The organism is Roseibium denhamense, assembly GCF_009711415.1.
In the GTDB taxonomy this organism is placed as follows: Bacteria; Pseudomonadota; Alphaproteobacteria; order Rhizobiales; family Stappiaceae; genus Roseibium; species Roseibium denhamense.
Map to the genome: position 1 here is coordinate 1 of NZ_SMLZ01000072.1, position 16,306 is coordinate 16,306.

General features: G+C 57.0%; 18 protein-coding genes. 10 read left to right on the plus strand and 8 right to left on the minus strand.

Going from position 1 to position 16,306, the window contains the following annotated elements; translation table 11 throughout:
- A partial coding sequence (locus tag E1180_RS22010) for a hypothetical protein (RefSeq protein WP_196220487.1) occupies positions 1–516 on the plus strand: 516 nt, incomplete at its 5' end.
- Positions 517–814: 298 nt separating this feature from the next.
- On the opposite strand, the gene E1180_RS00750 is transcribed toward E1180_RS22010, so the two are convergent.
- From E1180_RS00750 to E1180_RS00765, 4 genes are all read right to left on the minus strand, one after another.
- On the minus strand, positions 815–1,660 hold the full coding sequence (locus E1180_RS00750; protein WP_155189175.1) for an enoyl-CoA hydratase/isomerase family protein: 846 nt from the start codon (positions 1,658–1,660) through the stop codon (positions 815–817).
- Positions 1,661–1,750: 90 nt separating this feature from the next.
- Positions 1,751–2,539, minus strand: a complete 789-nt coding sequence (locus E1180_RS00755; RefSeq protein ID WP_155189176.1) for an SDR family NAD(P)-dependent oxidoreductase — start codon at positions 2,537–2,539, stop codon at positions 1,751–1,753.
- Between the two features lie 12 nt (positions 2,540–2,551).
- Positions 2,552–3,517 carry an LLM class oxidoreductase gene (locus E1180_RS00760; RefSeq protein WP_155189177.1) on the minus strand — a complete coding sequence of 322 codons (966 nt, stop codon included), beginning with the start codon at positions 3,515–3,517 and terminating at the stop codon, positions 2,552–2,554.
- A gap of 13 nt (positions 3,518–3,530) precedes the next feature.
- The gene (locus E1180_RS00765) at positions 3,531–4,307 is read right to left on the minus strand and encodes a CmcJ/NvfI family oxidoreductase (protein ID WP_155189178.1); all 777 of its coding nucleotides are present in this window, start codon (positions 4,305–4,307) and stop codon (positions 3,531–3,533) included.
- Positions 4,308–4,416: 109 nt separating this feature from the next.
- Between E1180_RS00765 and E1180_RS00770 the strand changes: the two genes are divergently transcribed.
- A complete protein-coding gene (locus E1180_RS00770; RefSeq protein ID WP_155189179.1) occupies positions 4,417–5,328 on the plus strand; it encodes a LysR family transcriptional regulator in 912 nt (303 codons plus the stop codon).
- Positions 5,329–5,605: 277 nt separating this feature from the next.
- On the opposite strand, the gene E1180_RS00775 is transcribed toward E1180_RS00770, so the two are convergent.
- Positions 5,606–6,256 (minus strand): peroxiredoxin, encoded by a 651-nt coding sequence (locus tag E1180_RS00775; protein ID WP_155189180.1) that lies wholly within the window; start codon positions 6,254–6,256, stop codon positions 5,606–5,608.
- A gap of 108 nt (positions 6,257–6,364) precedes the next feature.
- Between E1180_RS00775 and E1180_RS00780 the strand changes: the two genes are divergently transcribed.
- Positions 6,365–7,261 (plus strand): hydrogen peroxide-inducible genes activator, encoded by an 897-nt coding sequence (locus E1180_RS00780; protein ID WP_155189181.1) that lies wholly within the window; start codon positions 6,365–6,367, stop codon positions 7,259–7,261.
- A gap of 44 nt (positions 7,262–7,305) precedes the next feature.
- Here the strand turns inward: E1180_RS00780 and E1180_RS00785 are convergent, their stop codons facing one another.
- Positions 7,306–7,761, minus strand: a complete 456-nt coding sequence (locus E1180_RS00785) for an RrF2 family transcriptional regulator (protein ID WP_155189182.1) — start codon at positions 7,759–7,761, stop codon at positions 7,306–7,308.
- Positions 7,762–8,060: 299 nt separating this feature from the next.
- On the opposite strand from E1180_RS00785, the gene E1180_RS00790 reads away from it, so the two are divergent.
- From E1180_RS00790 to E1180_RS00820, 7 genes are read left to right on the plus strand one after another with little or no spacing between them, the layout of a single operon-like run.
- Entirely contained in the window at positions 8,061–9,665 is a 1,605-nt protein-coding gene (locus E1180_RS00790; protein WP_155189183.1) for a cytochrome ubiquinol oxidase subunit I, read from the plus strand.
- Between the two features lie 5 nt (positions 9,666–9,670).
- Complete coding sequence (cydB, locus tag E1180_RS00795) at positions 9,671–10,822, plus strand: cytochrome d ubiquinol oxidase subunit II (protein ID WP_155189184.1); 1,152 nt, start codon at positions 9,671–9,673, stop codon at positions 10,820–10,822.
- Positions 10,823–10,839: 17 nt separating this feature from the next.
- Positions 10,840–10,995: a cytochrome bd-I oxidase subunit CydX gene (gene cydX / locus E1180_RS00800; protein ID WP_155189185.1), complete on the plus strand. Its 156-nt coding sequence runs from the start codon at positions 10,840–10,842 to the stop codon at positions 10,993–10,995.
- Entirely contained in the window at positions 10,988–12,313 is a 1,326-nt protein-coding gene (locus tag E1180_RS00805) for an NAD(P)/FAD-dependent oxidoreductase (RefSeq protein WP_155189186.1), read from the plus strand. Before cydX ends, E1180_RS00805 begins: the two co-directional genes overlap by 8 nt.
- A gap of 33 nt (positions 12,314–12,346) precedes the next feature.
- On the plus strand, positions 12,347–12,706 hold the full coding sequence (locus E1180_RS00810; RefSeq protein ID WP_155189187.1) for a DUF5368 domain-containing protein: 360 nt from the start codon (positions 12,347–12,349) through the stop codon (positions 12,704–12,706).
- Positions 12,707–12,714: 8 nt separating this feature from the next.
- A complete protein-coding gene (locus tag E1180_RS00815) occupies positions 12,715–13,704 on the plus strand; it encodes an SLAC1 anion channel family protein (protein ID WP_155189188.1) in 990 nt (329 codons plus the stop codon).
- Between the two features lie 24 nt (positions 13,705–13,728).
- The gene (locus E1180_RS00820) at positions 13,729–14,169 is read left to right on the plus strand and encodes a DsrE family protein (RefSeq protein ID WP_155189189.1); all 441 of its coding nucleotides are present in this window, start codon (positions 13,729–13,731) and stop codon (positions 14,167–14,169) included.
- A 477-nt stretch (positions 14,170–14,646) separates the two neighbouring features.
- On the opposite strand, the gene E1180_RS00825 is transcribed toward E1180_RS00820, so the two are convergent.
- Positions 14,647–15,750: a YeeE/YedE family protein gene (locus E1180_RS00825; protein WP_155189190.1), complete on the minus strand. Its 1,104-nt coding sequence runs from the start codon at positions 15,748–15,750 to the stop codon at positions 14,647–14,649.
- A 179-nt stretch (positions 15,751–15,929) separates the two neighbouring features.
- Positions 15,930–16,306, minus strand: a 377-nt coding sequence (locus E1180_RS00830; RefSeq protein WP_155189191.1) for a YeeE/YedE thiosulfate transporter family protein, incomplete at its 5' end; no start/stop codon positions are given.

Genomic DNA, 16,306 nt, shown 5'->3' on the forward strand with positions numbered 1-16,306 from the left:
AGACGTGATTGCACTCTATCTGGTTTCCAGGAACGTAAGATCAAGAGTCTCTCGGATCAGGATATCGAAGAACTACGGCGTGGCGGCGGGTGGGGCCTTGCCCTTCCGGCAGAATTGAATGGTCGTCCCGGCCCTGCGCATCTTCTGGAACACAAGGACGAGTTGGAGCTGACAGCCGAGCAAGTCGATGCAATTGCCTTGATGTACGAAAACATGCGCACGGCCGCCATCGCTGCCGGTGAGCGTTTCATCTCGGCCGAAGCGGCATTGAGCAATGCCTTCGCAGGTGTGGAACTGGAGGAAGAGGCGCTCCGCGAGCTTCTGGCAGAGGCAGCACAGGCGAGAGCCGAACTGCGGTTCATTCATTTGTCACGTCACCTGTCCACACCCGAGATACTTAGCCAGGTCCAAATCGAACGATACAAAATTTTGCGTGGCTACGCGGACGATCCGTGCGCGCGGGTGCCGGAAGGTCACGATCCGGACATGTGGCGCCGCCACAACGGGTGTCAGTAGGCTGTGGGACCGGGACGACAGGCTAGCGCTTTGGTTTGAATTCGTTCTTGGTGGACCCGGTAACTAACGGGCAGGGAAGCCGGCCTTCGCGGCAAGGGGCATGAACGGCAACAATGCGGACAAACTGTGATTTCGCCCCAGCTGCGCCAATGTCTGGTTTTCGGTGGCATGTTTTTGCGAGGCAGCTGCCGTGACAAGGCCCATTGCTGCAGCCGCTTACAAGTTTAATGATAGGGCCAAGTTCTATACCTGACCGCCCCGAAAGCGAGGCGGCCAGCTTGTTTCTCGTAAAAATGCGTCAGTTAATCTCCTGAACTTTCATGACCAGTTCGTTCCAGTTGCGCTGGTTTTCGATGTTATGTTCAAGCGCCTGGTCGTCCGCGATGGTGAACCGCTTGATCGCGGGGGTCTTGCTGGTCGCCTGATAAAGCCAATAGGCTTCGGCCTTCAGCGCATCATCGATGGGCTTGTCGATGGATTCATAGACCATTTGTTTGCAGACATTGATAGATTCGGCCGGGAACTGCGCGATACGGCGTGCCAACGCGTCGACATAGGGCCCGATCTCATCCGGGTCCAATGCCTTGTTGATCGTGCCCATGCGCTCGGCATCATCGGCATCGTAATCCTGAGCGCTCAATATGATTTCGAGCGCGCGGCCAAGGCCGGTTTGACGCGCCATGCGTGATGCACCCCCGCCACATGGCAGGATGCCCATGCCCACTTCCATCTGCATGAACTTGAACTTTCCGCGCGCAGCAAAGCGCATGTCGAGTGCGAGCGCCAGTTCGTGCCCGCCGCCGCGCGCAAATCCTTCAAGCTTGGCAATCGTGGCTTGCGGTACCTTGCTGATACGCTCACACACCGCCTGCAGATCCAAAAGTCGGGCATCCTCTCGTGATACGGCCTCGGTCGACATGTCCTTCAGTAGCTCGGTGTCGTAATGACAAACCCAAATTTCGGGGTTTGCGGATTGAAAAACAACGACCTTGGTGTCGCGGTCTCGCTCCAGCCGCATCGCCAGGCTGTTGAGATCAGCCAGCATTTCCTGGCCTTGCACGTTCACTGACCCGAAGTCGAACGTCACCGTAGCGATAGCGTTTTCGACTTTCACGTCGAAGGTTTGATAGTTTTCATATTTCATTGGGCAATCCTTTCTTGGCCTCGTCGTCGGTGACGCGAGGGGGTGGGGTAAAACTGGTTGGGGTTTCGGGCGGCGCGAGCGCCGCTGATCTTAGCTTTGCTGGTCGATTATGGTCTTGATCGTTGCCATCACATCCGCAGAACGCGCATCATCAAGCGCTGCGGGATTCGGGTTTGCGAAGGTACCGCTGTCATTGTCGAAGTATTTGCCGGACGCATCGGCGAAGCGGGGGCCAAGCGCGGCCTCGATCAGGATATCAGCACCGATATTCATGTCCTTGCCCGCGACACCAAAGCCTTCTTTCACCATTTTCGACGCCAGAAGCGACCCGGGATTTACCGCGATCATCGCAGGTCCCTGTGGCAGGGCCTTGGCCCATTCACGGGTCCAGATGGTGATCGCCAGTTTGCTTTGTGCATAGGCGCCCATTTCATCCAGCCGACGCTGACCCAGCATGGCATCCTTATCAACGGGGGCCTGCGCCGCTGACGACAGGTTCACCACCCGGCCATCCTGCGGGATGATCGGCAGTAAAAGCTCGGTCAGCAGATACGGCGCGTAGGTGTTGACCATAAAACGGATATCAAACCCGCTCTCCAATGCGGGGTTTGAGGCTCTTAAAACTCCTGCATTATTGATCAGCACGTCGAGGGTTTCGTGTTTGTTAAGGATATCAGAGGCCAGCGACTTGACCGCGGATAAGTCCGACAGATCCTCGGCATAGCTTTCCACCGTGCCGTTGATGCTTTCTGTCGCCGCCTCAAGCTTAGCGGGGCTGCGCCCATGCAGCAAAACGTGATGCCCGTCGGCGGCCAGTTTCCGGGCGGTCAGCAGCCCAATGCCATCAGTTGAGCCTGTGATGAGAATGGTCTTGGTCATATGTCGAATCCTTCAGTGAAAGTCGGGCAGCAGATCGTCTGACAGCTGCTTTAGAGTGGCGTCAATTGGGGCTTGGTTGAACCGAAGGTTAAGAGCGACATGGTTGACGCCCAAATCCTTGATGTCACGCAGATAGTTGCGCAGGAATGACGTATCGGACTGGAAACCCAGGTGAATAGGGCGGGGTTGCGCATCGGCTTTTTTCAGCAGATCGACATAAAGCGATTGCATCACCGGTTTATTTTGTTGCCCCAACTTGACCAGTCGTTGCCGGTAATCGGCGATCACACGCCCTTGCGAGGCCGCATCGCGCGGGTAGGTCATCCATCCGTCACCATTCTGTGCCGCCCAGTCCGGTGATTGCTGACTGCCCCCTGTTATGAGAAGTGGCAGGCGGCCACCGACCGGTTTGGGTAGCAGGTCAATGTCCCCCGACAAACGTCCCTGGTCACTTTGATGGCGCGGATAGGGATCAGCCATCGCGCGGATGTACTCAAAGCTGTCCCGAAACTGGGCCCCGCGATCCGGGTAACTGCAGTTCAGTGCCGGATATTCCTCGGGCCTGTCGCCGGATGCGACCCCGAGCAGCACCCGACCGCCTGACAGTACATCCGCTGTTGCTGCGGCTTTGGCCACATGGGCCGGATGGCGCAGGGGGAAAATGATGCTTGCAGTGCCAAGTGCTATGCGGTCCGTTGCCGTGGCCAGCGCACCCAGATAGACAAACGGGTCAAAAATCTGCCCGGCATCCCCAAAGCTGGGCACATTGAAAGGCACATCCCGCAACCATAACGCGGAAAACCCTAGAGCTTCGGCCAGTTGCGCCGCCTCAATATGCCCATGCATCGTCGGCTCTCGGCCAACCGCATAGGATTCCAGCGGCAGGACCAGCCCGATGCTCAGGCGGCCAGGCCGAAAGACAGTGTTATAGCCCGTGTTGATGTGCGGAAAGGTCGTGTTTTCTTGATCATCGAACATGGTGGCTGCTTTCTCAGTAGCGCACCAAGGTGCGGCTTTCGATGCTTTTGCGGATGCTGGTTAGGTTTGAGTCCTCGACCATGTCCAGCGCACTGTGCGCGACAGATGGCAGGCCGCGATTGTCATAAATGTTGAAAAACGCAACCTCATCCGGTGTCATAACCGATTGATAAATCCATTCATGGTCTGGGTTGCCCACAAGCCCCATGATTTGGCCCATGCGGTCCGGATAAATCAGGTCCAGTAAAATCCAGTCTTTTGGGTCAACGCTTGATGGGCGTACAAAACCAAGCGGCGCACTGTTGATCGGCTGCTCCACGGGCCGCCAGACATTGATGAAGGCATAGTGTTCACCTTCCCAAACCTTTGCCGTCTCAGGCCCCAACAAGTCTATCAGACGTTTCTTGGCGCCATCTTCACTGTAGTCGCTATGCACGTTACGCGCCGGTTTACGCACCGCATCCGGATCATCCACACGCACGGTGCGATCAAAGATCACAACCTCTGTCGCGCCCAGCTTTTCCGTCAGCAGTTGGGTCAGTTCGCGGTCATAAATCTCCTGCCAGCCGTCGCCGGTAAAATCCCGCACCGCACTGGGATAGGTGGCAAATTCCACGGCGTCGGTCACAAAGCCAACAGGTTTTGAAGCAACTCGAACATCAGATAGGTTCACGCGTGTCGTTGCCAGCTCAGGCGAAATCAAGTTGCCGATAATGCCACTTGCGTCCAGTTCGAACGCTTGCCGTTCATCCTTGTGGACGTGGTAATTGACCGTTGCCGTGCGTACCATCTCAGTCGCCTCCTCGGGGTTTCAACCTTGCGATGAAGGTAAATATGATTTCTGGCATTAGATAAATAAACGGCATATATCTGTATTCATAATTCGGGATTTGAATATAATGAGCCTTGATACAGATGGTTTGCGGTTGTTCGTATTAGCAGCCGACATGCTGAACATTAGCGCTGCCGGTCGCCGACTCGGCATGGCCCCAGCGGTTTCCAGCGCGAAACTTGCCAAGCTGGAACACACTCTCGGGGCCGAACTGCTGCATCGCACGACGCGTAAGGTATCCCTATCCATCGAGGGGGCGGACTTCCTGCCCTTCGCGCGTGAGATGATCGCCCAGGAAGAGGCCGCGTTGGCCGCTCTTGGCAAAGGCACCGCAAATGTCAGCGGTACCTTGCGCTTTGCGGCCCCCAGCACGTTTGCACAGCTATACATAGCGCCCATCCTGCCAAGGTTCCTGGACAAACATCCTGACCTGACACTGGATCTGCACTTGTCCGACGTGCAGCTCGACCTGATCGAAGGCAGCTATGACCTGGCCCTGCGCAACGCGCCTCTGCTCGATACCAGCCTGAAAGGCCGCAAACTGGCTGACGACAGGCGCATTCTCTGTGCAGCGCCGTCCTACATCGCTGCGCACGGAACGCCACAATCCCCCGATGAACTGGCCGATCACAAGCTCATCGCCTTTCGGCATCAGCGTCCTCGCTCTCTAAGGGCCGGAGATAGCCAGACAGGCCAGTTCAACCCGGGCGCTGCAAAAAGTCAGTTGATCATCGATGACGGGCTCAGCCAGAAACAGGCAACCATGGCTGGTGCAGGCATTTCCCTCAATGCGCTCTGGAGCGTGCATAAAGAGATTGCCTCTGGGCAGCTTATGCACATCTTGCCAGACTACGAAGGGGACGAGGGCAATGTTCTCTGGCTGATCTACCCCAAGACCAATGTTCTCTCCCCAAAAACTCGGGTGTTTATGGATTTCCTGATCGAACAGATCGGTAAAAACCCGCCATGGGAAGACTAAGCTAGGGTTAACCTTGCTGTTAAAGCAGTCGTTGGATCGCTCCGCAGCATCGGAGGAAAAGGGCTCCTTCTGGACTTTCGCTGCGGGTTATATCAATGGCTGAAACGTTCCGTAAGTGAATGGCGAGTTTTGGCTGTAGGACTAGCATAGCTGCTGTTAGGTCTTAGAACCTTTGCCGAAAATGGCGACATTCAACGGGCATCCAACGTTAGATTGTTGAATGCCCGCGCTTAGCCATTTGGATTTTATGCCAGCCATGTCTGCGGATGTCGCTTGATTACAGAGCCCGCTTGGAGAAGTACCAGTCGACGTAGTCGTAGCCTTCCCCGGCCCGTGTCTTTGCGAGATCGGCGGTTGCCGGTGGCGGAACTATGACGTCTTGGCCCGGTTGCCAGTTTTCCGGTGTTGCGACCTTGTTGGCGTCGGAGATTTGCAAGGCCTCCACCAGGCGGACGAATTCGGCAACCGAGCGGCCGTTGGTCATTGGATAGTAGGCCATAGCTCTCAAGATGCCGTCCGGGTCGATAATGAAGGTGGCACGAACAGCCGATGTGTCGGATGCGCCAACCTGGATCATGCCGTAAGCATTGGCGACTTGCATTGACAAATCCGCGATGATCGGGAAAGGAATCTCAACATTGAATTTTTCTTCGATGTTCCGCATCCAGGCTATGTGTGCGTAGTGGCTGTCGATGGACAAGCCGAGCAGTGCACAGTTCAACCGGTCGAACTCTGACTTAGCCTGCGCAAAACCGATAAATTCGGTAGTGCATACGGGCGTGAAGTCGGCCGGATGGGAGAAAAGCACCAGCCATTTTCCACGATAGTCAGACAGGCTGATTTGCCCATGTGTTGTTGGGGCAGTGAACGCTGGAGCTGCCTTGTTCAACTCCGGGAAAGCGGGACGGATTTCAGGGTGGTTCGTCATGGGTTACTCCATCACTTGAGATTGGTGGCTTGAACTTGCAGGATTTTGAAAATAAAAAGAAACGAATATAAGGAACTACTGTGATCGATTATCTCGATTAAACTTCTCATGTATCGACCAAACATCCGGCATTTGGAGTTTCTCGCAGCTCTTGACGAAGAGGTGCATTTCGGTCGGGCGGCTGAGCGATGCCGCGTGACCCAGTCCACTTTGAGTGTGGGGATAAAGGAGTTGGAGGCAGGGCTTGGTATTCGTGTTGCGGAACGGACCAAGCGCAGTGTGCAACTCACCCCGGTCGGCCGGGAGCTGGCCCGACGGGCACGATCGATCCTGTCCGACGCCCGCGCTTTTGTTGACTATGCGCACAGCCAGAAAGGGCTTTTGTCCGGCGATTTCCGGGTCGGGGCCATTCCGACCCTGGCGCCGTACCTCCTGCCAAAGGTTCTACCGGATATTCGGATCCGGTATCCAGACCTGCGCCTGTACCTCCGCGAGGGGGTGACAGATGACCTAATTCCAGCACTTCAAGTTGGGCAGCTCGACGCCATTTTGATCGCCTTGCCGTATGATTTGGGTGATTTGGCTGTTTTTCCGATGTTTGAAGATGGCTATCAACTCGCAGTGCCGGCATCACACGAGCTGGCTGCTTGCGCGTGCCTTTCCAAGAGCGACCTTTCTCAGCTTGAGATGATGCTTCTGGAAAAGGGGCATTGCTTACAAAGGCATGCGTTGTCTGCGTTTGGCAACGACGGACCGGCACAGGACCACAGTTTCGAGGCAACGAGCCTGCCCACCCTTGTTGCGATGGTGGCAGAAGGGCTTGGGACGACGTTGCTCCCGGATCTGGCGATCCGCGCAGGTGTCACGCACGGATATGATGTCAGGCTTGTGCCGTTAGAAGGCGCCTTGCCCCGGACGGTCGCGCTGGCGTGCCGAAGGCAGTCTTCCCGGAAACAGGATATCGCGAGCTTGGCAGAGGTGATGAGGGAAGCCTTTGGCCCGTAAAGGTCTCAAAGAAGCTGTGAAAACGCCTCGCACGCGTGAAGCATTCAGGCCACGGCTCCTGCTGGTGGCTCAAGGACCAGCAGATCGGCAAGCGCGGAGTTCCCGCCCACAAGGTCTTCCAGTGTGAGCCCGTCGAGCGCGCCATAAAAAGCTCCGAGGGCAACGGACAAGGCCGATTTAAGACGGCAGGCCGGTGTCAATGGGCAAGTGTTTTGCGCGCCTTGAAAACACTCGGCGAAGGCTGTGGTATCCTCGAAAGCCCGGATCACCTCACCGACATTGATTTCCGAAGCGGTCCGCGCCAGCAAGATCCCCCCACCGCGGCCGCGTGTTGTTTTCAGATATCCCTTTTGTGACAAGAGGTTCACCACCTGGGCGATATGGGTTTCCTTGGCATGACAGGCTCTGGAGATCTCACCCTTTGTGACGACCTTTTGCGGATGAACCCCGCAGAACATAAGGGTCCGCATGGCCAGATTTGTTCTTGTCGTCAAGCGCATGGTTTCCCTCTCTCCTAAATGCATAAACTGGATACATCTTTTCTGGATTTTGAGCAAATTTCAGACAATCCTGAGCCTTTGACATATTTGAAGGGCACCACGCCGACATATACCTCCTTCCAGAGTGTGGCGCTAGTCTTAAGATTTAACAATAAAAACAAACGGAAAGCCATAGTGCGTCAATTTGGCTTTATATTTTCGTATATATGAATGTTTTTACGTATAGCTTAATTTTTGGGTGAGTGCTAGCAAGGTTCTTAAATATGTATTTGAGATACATATTCAAACGGAGCCTTTCTATGGAACTCGATGTTGTCGAGCTGTCGCGCCTGCAATTTGCGATGACAGCCATGTATCACTTCCTTTTCGTGCCCTTGACTCTTGGTCTTTCGATCCTCGTCGCCATCATGGAGACGGTCTATGTCATGACCAACCGTCCTATCTGGCGGCAGATGACCAAGTTCTGGGGCACCTTGTTCGGGATCAACTTCGTTCTGGGCGTTGCGACCGGGATCACGATGGAATTCCAGTTCGGCATGAACTGGAGCTATTACAGCCACTATGTCGGGGACGTATTCGGAGCGCCGCTAGCCGTTGAGGGGCTGATGGCCTTCTTCTTGGAAGCGACCTTTGTCGGCCTGTTCTTTTTTGGATGGGACAAGCTGTCCAAGGTCGGTCATCTGACGGTCACCTGGCTGGTCGCGATCGGGTCCAATTTTTCAGCCCTGTGGATCCTGATCGCCAACGGCTGGATGCAAAACCCGGTCGGCGCCCAGTTCAATCCGCTGTCCATGCGGATGGAGATGACGAGTTTTTACGATGTTGTCTTCAACGAAGTGGCACAGGCGAAATTCGTGCACACCGTGTCGGCCGGTTATGTGACGGCCGCCGTGTTCGTGCTGGGTGTCTCTGCCTGGTATTTGCTGAAAGACCGTCATACGGAGTTGGCTCGCCGGTCAATCGCCGTGGCCGCGAGTTTCGGTCTGGCCTCGGCACTGTCGGTGGTCGTGCTGGGTGATGAAAGCGGCTATTCGGTAACCCATTCCCAGAAAATGAAGCTCGCCGCCATTGAGGCCATGTGGGAGACCGAGCCAGCGCCCGCGTCGTTCACGGCCTTCGGTTTTCCAGACCAAGAGGCGCGCGAAACGCATTATGCGCTGCACATCCCTTATGCGATGGGATTGATCGGCACGCGCTCGCTGACCGATGAAATCCCGGGCATTGCCGAGCTGGTCGAGGATGCGGAGACACGCATCCGCTCCGGGATCATTGCCTATGATGCGCTGAAGGAGATCCGCAAGGACCCGAACCATGCGCCGGCAGACGCGACTGCCCTGTTCGAGCAGCACGGCAAAGATCTCGGTTTCGCCTATCTCCTGAAACGCTATGTGGATGATCCGCGGGAGGCCACCGCAGCCGATATTGCCAAGGCGGCTGAAGATACGGTGCCGACCGTCTGGCCGCTGTTCTGGGCCTTCCGCATCATGGTCGGTCTCGGTTTCGCCTTCATCGGTGTCATGGCCTATTTCTTCTATGTTGCAAGCTTTAAGAAGATGACCTTTCCGCGCCCTGCGCTTTATCTGGCCGTCATCATGATCCCGGCGCCCTGGATTGCGGCGGAACTTGGCTGGTTCGTTGCCGAATATGGCCGTCAGCCCTGGACTGTGGACGGTGTTCTGCCGACGGCGCTCTCCGTCTCGCACCTGAGCATCACACAGGTCGCCATGACGCTTGCCGGCTTCATTGCCCTCTACAGCGTTCTCTTCCTGATCGAGATGGGCCTGATGATCAAATACATCCGCAAGGGACCTTATCTCGACGTGCCGGAAATGCCAGCGGTCGCTGGTTCCGCCCCTTCAGCTTCACGGTCTGCTCCGGCAGCCGGTCTCCAGCCTGCGGAGTAAGTTCCATGATCTTGCACGAACTCATCGATTTCGAAGTCCTGCGTGTCATCTGGTGGCTGTTGCTGGGAGTGCTGTTGATCGGCTTTGCCCTGACTGATGGCTTTGACATGGGGGTGGGCGCCCTGCTTCCTTTTGTTGGGAAGACCGACCTCGAGCGCCGGGTCGCCATCAACACGGTCGGCCCGGTCTGGGAAGGCAATCAGGTCTGGTTCATCCTCGGGGGCGGCGCGATTTTCGCCGCCTGGCCATCGCTCTATGCCGTGAGCTTTTCCGGATTTTACATGGCGATGTTCCTTGTGCTCGCCGCCCTTATCCTGCGGCCGGTCGCCTTCAAGTACCGGTCAAAACGGGATGACGCGCGGTGGCGGCAGACGTGGGACTGGGCCCTGTTCATCGGCGGTGCGGTACCGGCGCTTGTTTTTGGCGTGGCCGTCGGCAATGTCCTGCAAGGGGTGCCCTTCCGGTTCACCGAAGATCTGATGCCACTTTATGAGGGCTCTTTCTTTCGACTTCTCAATCCTTTTGCGCTTATGACCGGGTTCACATCCTTGACCATGCTGATCATGCATGGCGGGGCCTGGCTGTCGCTCAAGGCCGACGGTGTCGTCGCCGGGCGGGCGCGGGTTTTAGGCAGCTACGCGGCAGCCGGGTCTTTGCTCGGCTTTCTCCTCGCCGGTCTGTGGCTGGCCATCGGGTTGGACGGCTATGCGTTTACAAGCCCCAGTGTGACGGATGGCCCGTCCAACCCGCTCTTTTCAGAGGTCGCAAAGGGCGGCAGCTGGCTGACCGCCTACGCTATCCGGCCTTGGATCTTGATCGCCCCGGTTCTGGGAATTGTCGGCGCGGCCCTGACCTTTCTGGGGCTGCGGGCCGGGCGCGAAGTCTCGACCTTGCTCACATCCAAGATCGCAATCCTGGGCATGATCTCAACTGTTGGGCTGACCATGTTCCCGTTCATCCTGCCCTCGTCGATCGACCCGAACTCCTCGCTCACGGTGTGGGACAGCTCGTCATCGCACCTGACCTTGTTTGTCATGCTGGTGGCGACGGTGATCTTCATGCCGCTGATCCTGGCCTACACCGCGTGGGTCTACAAGGTGCTGTGGGGCAAGGTCACGGAAGAGGATGTGCGGTCCAACACGGACACAGTTTACTAAAAAAGGAGGAGGAAACGATGTGGTATTTCGCTTGGATATTGGGGTTGTTCGCTGCCGCCATGTTCGCCGTCGTGAATGCGATGTGGCTTGAACTGCAACAAGACAATGCCGTCTTTGCTGAAGCACAGTCAAAGGGTGAAGCCTCCGCTACAGGGAGGGTGCACCATGCATAACACGCATGTTAATCGGCGCAATTTTCTAAGGCTCACCGCGCTCGGCGCCGGTGCTGCGGGCATCGGGACCGGTTCGACGGCCAAACCCGCGTCTGCCGCTCCAGTCGAGACCAAGGCCAAGTTTCTCATTCTCGGGGCCGGTGCCGCCGGGACAGCGCTGGCCAACCGCTTGTCGGACCGGCTCAATGGGGCTGAGATCACGTTGCTCGACCCGCGTCAGGATCACTACTATCAGCCTGGCTATACGTTGATTGCCGCCGGTCTCAAGCCATCCGGCTACTCTGTGACCAAGACGTCGGATTGGCTGCCGCAGTCGGTGAACTGGATTGCAGAAAGCGCGGCAGAGATCGACCCGGACGCCAAAACGGTTACGACGACCGGCGGAACCACACTCGACTATGACTATCTGGTTGTCGCGACCGGGCTCAAGCTTGATTACGAGGCCATCGACGGCATGTCACTGGATCTGATCGGCACCAACGGCATCGGCTCCGTTTATGCCGGGCCGGAATTCGCCGCTAAAACCTGGGCAGCCATGGACCGCTTTACCGATGAAGGAGGCGTCGGCCTGTTCACACGTCCGGCAACAGAAATGAAATGCGCCGGTGCGCCCCTCAAATACACCTTCCTGACCGACGATTACGCGCGGCGCAAAGGCAATCGTGGCAAGGTCGAAATGCTCTATGCTGCCGATAGCGGAAGCTTTTTCTCAGTTCCCATCGTGAACGAGAAGGTGCGGATGCTGTATGACGAGCGCGGGGTCAAGAGTGTCTACGACCATGTCATGACGGCCATAGATCCGGGCCGAAAGGTTGCGACCTTCCAGACCCCGGACGGCCCACGAGAAATCGGCTTCGATTTCACCAACGTGATCCCGCCTATGCGCGCCCATGATGTGGTGAAAAACAGCCCGCTCTCCTGGAAGACGGGCAAGTGGGTCGGAGAAGGCTGGGTCGAGGTCGACAAGACCACTTTGCGCCATTCCCGCTATTCGGACGTCTTTGCCGTCGGCGATGTGGCGGGTGTGCCCAAGGGGAAAACCGCGGCCAGCGTTAAATGGCAGGTTCCTGTTGTCGAGGATCACCTGGTTGCGCAGATCCAGGGCAAGGAGGGCACGCAAACCTATAACGGTTACACCTCCTGTCCTCTCATCACCAAGATCGGCCGGGCCATGCTGGTGGAGTTCGACTACCAGAACAATCTCACACCATCCTTTCCAGGCCTCATCGCGCCGCTGGAAGAGCTGTGGGTTTCCTGGCTGATGAAGGAGGTCGCGCTCAAGGCAACCTATAACGCCATGCTGCGCGGCCGCGCCTAATCCCAGCCGACTGATTAGAGGAGGAACGATCTCATGCAAGAACTGACACCCGGCATGATGATTGCCGTTTTCGAGGAGATATTCGGACCGATTGTGTTCTGGGCCATGGTGGCTGCCGCGATCGCGATCACCATCGCCTATTTCTATGTCCTGATCCGCGACCGGTCGATGTCCATGCGCAAGTTTCTACTTGCACAACTGTCGATGCCGGTCGGGGCCGTGGCCGCGATCTGGTTTGTGCAGGTGATGACCCATTCGGGCATAAGCGATCTGGGCGGCCCGATCGACGTGATTGTCTATCTCGCCGTTGGGGCGGTTGGCGCTATCGGAATGGCAATTCTGGTCTACACGCTTCAGTCTCTGATCCGTGGCAAGCCGCTGCAGTGCTGGTGAGGCGAACCATGACAGCCGCCACCCCGGACACCCAGCTTCCGGACGGGGCCCTGACCCGTCTGGAGCATTATCCCGTCACCTTCTTTGCCATCGGAATGGGCCTGCTGGGACTAACGCTGGCTTTGCGCGGCGCTGAACGGGCGTGGGGCGTTACTGCGCCCTTGTCCGAAATCGCGCTGGCCGTTTCCTGTCTGCTGCTGGCCGCCATTGCGGCAGGCTATCTGGCCAAAGCGATCCGCATTCCGTCTGCGGTGGTTGGCGAGTGGAACCATCCGGTCAGGGTTGCCTTCTTCCCGGCCATCTCCATCTCGACGATCCTGCTGGCAACGGCGCTCCTGCCGCTTTTTCCGGTCGCAGCCGAGGCGATTTGGCTGATTGGTGTGAGCGTACAAGGGGGGCTGTCGCTGGCCGTGATCGGAAGCTGGATCAGCCATCGCCCCTTCCAGACACCGCATTTGTCGCCGGCCTGGTTCATTCCCGCGGTTGGCAATGTGCTGGTGCCGGTGGCCGGGGCCGAGCTGGGCTATGCCGACCTGTCGTGGCTGTTCTTCTCCGCAGGCCTTCTGTTCTGGCTAGTGCTTTTGACCCTGGTCATGAACCGCCTGGTTTTTCATGATCCCTTGCCGGGACGGCTTGTGCCGACGCTGACCATCCTGATTGCCCCGCCGGCTGTTGCCTATGTGGCCTGGAGCCATCTGGTGCCGGATCCAGGACCGTTCGGGCAAATCCTCCTTAGCCTCGGTTATGTTTTTTTCCTGATCGTCGTGACGCAGGTGCAGCGGTTCCACAGAATCCCGTTCGCCTTGTCCTGGTGGGCGTTGTCCTTTCCGGTCGCAGCACTGTCGATCGCGAGCTTTGTCCATGCCGAGCATACCGGATCCGGCGCTTACCGCGTGCTCGGCACCGGCGTGCTGGCTCTACTGATGGCGATCATCATCCTTCTTTTGGTGCGCACAGCACAAGCGATCGCCCGCAAGGAAATCTGCCGTCCAGAATAATCAGACTTTGAAAAGGAGAAACCGATGAAACTGAAAATTCTTGTAGCCGCTCTTACAGGAAGCTTCCTGCTTGCCCTCGCACCGGTTAAGGCCGAGGGGCCAGACAAATTGATCACGATCCTGACCGCGCCCGAGCCGCAAACCCAACTGATGGCTATGGTGCTGACCATGCAGTCAATCCAGCAAGAAAAATCTGCCCAGATCCTGTTGTGTGGCCCGGCTGGCGATTTGGCCCTCAAAGACGCCCCCGCCAGCGCGACAACCGGTCAGGCACCGAAAGACATGAGCCCGCAGGGTCTGATGCAGAAAATCATGCAAGCTGGTGGCAAAGTTGAAGTCTGCGCGATCTACCTTCCCAACAAGGGGGCTGGGCCGGACGCGCTTCTGGATGGGATCACCGTCGCCAAGCCGCCCGCAATGGCCGCTGCCATCATGGCAGACAACACGCGCGTCATGTCGTTTTAGACTTGGCTTGAGGGCCTGTTCAACGAAAAGCGGTATGTGCTGAGCCCTTACTAAAAAGCGGACAATTCTTTGGCTGCAAAAGACTGTCCGCTTAACTCACTTCCTGCCAATTTGGCGTTCCTTAGACTGGTGTCTGCAGTTGGGCTCATGGTTCAATGCAGCAAACGACCAGAATGCGGGCGCGAAGCCGCCATTGAATGAGTCCACGAGCAATATCCGCAGTGGCCAGAAAGTCCTCTCCCGGAATGAGCGGATTGCGGACTTTCGCTGCAATCGAAAAGAATGACCGGAAGCAAAACAAACAGGGGAGCAGGTTAGGGTCCATTGGATCAAATGCCGACATTTAAAAAGAACCTGACGAGCCATTTCCGGCCCAACACTTACGGTCTAGGCCCGCCAAGTGACTTCCCGTCTTGGGTGGGACCTGGTGGTGGTGCTGGCAGAGGAGCTTGTGAGAGGCTAAAAGTCGATTAGGACTTATTGCGCAGATCGCGTTCCATTTCCAAGAGCATTGAGCGGAATTGATGTTACGCGCGGTGCGTTTTCGAGCAAATGGTCAGTGATGACCGCAGACAACCAGATGCCGATCAGGGTCAGCCAAGCCGTCATGGCAAAGAGAGAAGCGCCGGTGATCCCTGCACCAACGGCGCAGCCGCCCGCCAGCATGCCGCCAAATCCCATCAGCGCCGCGCCACTGAGATACCGTGCCATGGACGAACCGCTTTCAAAGCCCTGAAGCAGCAATTGCCGAGTGATCAAGGCAGCCAGGAAAGACCCCAGGAACACGCCCGGCACCAGTCCAGTGTTGAAGTCGATTGTCTCAAACGGCGCAGACAGGAATAGCATCAGCATGTCAGCTGATGGTCCGGTAAAGGTCACTCCGTCAATCGAAACCGGATCGAAGGCCTGCCGCGACATGGACGTCGTGAACCACAGTGCTAGCGGGATGGTCAGTCCGACGCCGACGGCTGTGACCATGTGCCAGAACGAACTTCTGTTTCGAACGGCAAACACCACTCCGGCAATAAACCATAGCCCGCCGAACAGAAAGACGGTTGCTTCGGTCATTCCGAGAAAGGAAGTCAGGTCATTGCCACCAATGTCGTTTGTCGTCCACAGACCAGACAGCCAGTCCCGAATGGGTTTAAAAATGCCATGCAAGCTGGCCTGGGCGACCACGGCGAACACCAAGCCTGACAACAAGGCCCTGAGGTTTCCAGTTGCGGAGAGAACCAGAAGGCGGCTCGCACATCCCCGTGCCAAAACCATCCCGGTTCCGAACATTGATCCGCCGATCAATGCGCCGGAAAGGCTTTGCGGCGATGCCAGTTGGCGGGTTTCCTGCACATCAATTTGCCCGAATTGCGTTATCAGTTGCGTTGCCAGAACAGCGCTTGAAAAGGCGAGCAACCAGATTGGTAGGCGATCGGACGGTCTCCGGCGGGAAAACTCCAGCGCCGCTGCCCGCAGGCAAAAGCGGCTCTGCTGTGCCAAGGCGCCGAACAGGCCACCAACAGTCAAACCGCCCAAAACAAGTAGTGTGGGCTCAGAGAGCCGGTCAAGAAGCGCGGTCAAGTCCATTTTCAATCCGATGCGGCAGGGGCTATACGGGCAGCAATCCCAGATCGCAAGACTGTGCCGGAAGGCAGAAGGCAACTGCATTGACCGATCTCAAGAATAGATCAAAAAATGCGAAAATACGAATGTACGTTGTTAGGCAACCCACAGGCCTTGGTGCGGATGATAGCACGCGAGATGGATCACTCGGCTGGAACGAAACCGGTAATAAGTTGTTTTAGCCCGATCGCAGCCCCGGCAAAAATGGCCATAAAGGTGATCGGAGCGCTGTAGGCAAGCACCGAGAATGCCGAAATGCCCTGACCAACGCTGCAGCCGATGGCCAGTATCGCGCCGGGCCCCATGATGGCTGCGCCTGTGATCTGGCGTCGTAACTCGCGCGGATCCTCGCAGGCTTCCCACCGAAAATGGCCTTTCGAGAACGAGCCGAGGAACGCCCCGATCACAACCCCAACAACGGACCCTACGCTGAAGGACAGCGTGTTTCCCGAGGCGGACATACTATAGTAAATTGTGTCGCCGATCGGGGCGGCAAAGGTATGGGTTTTGATTGGTTCTG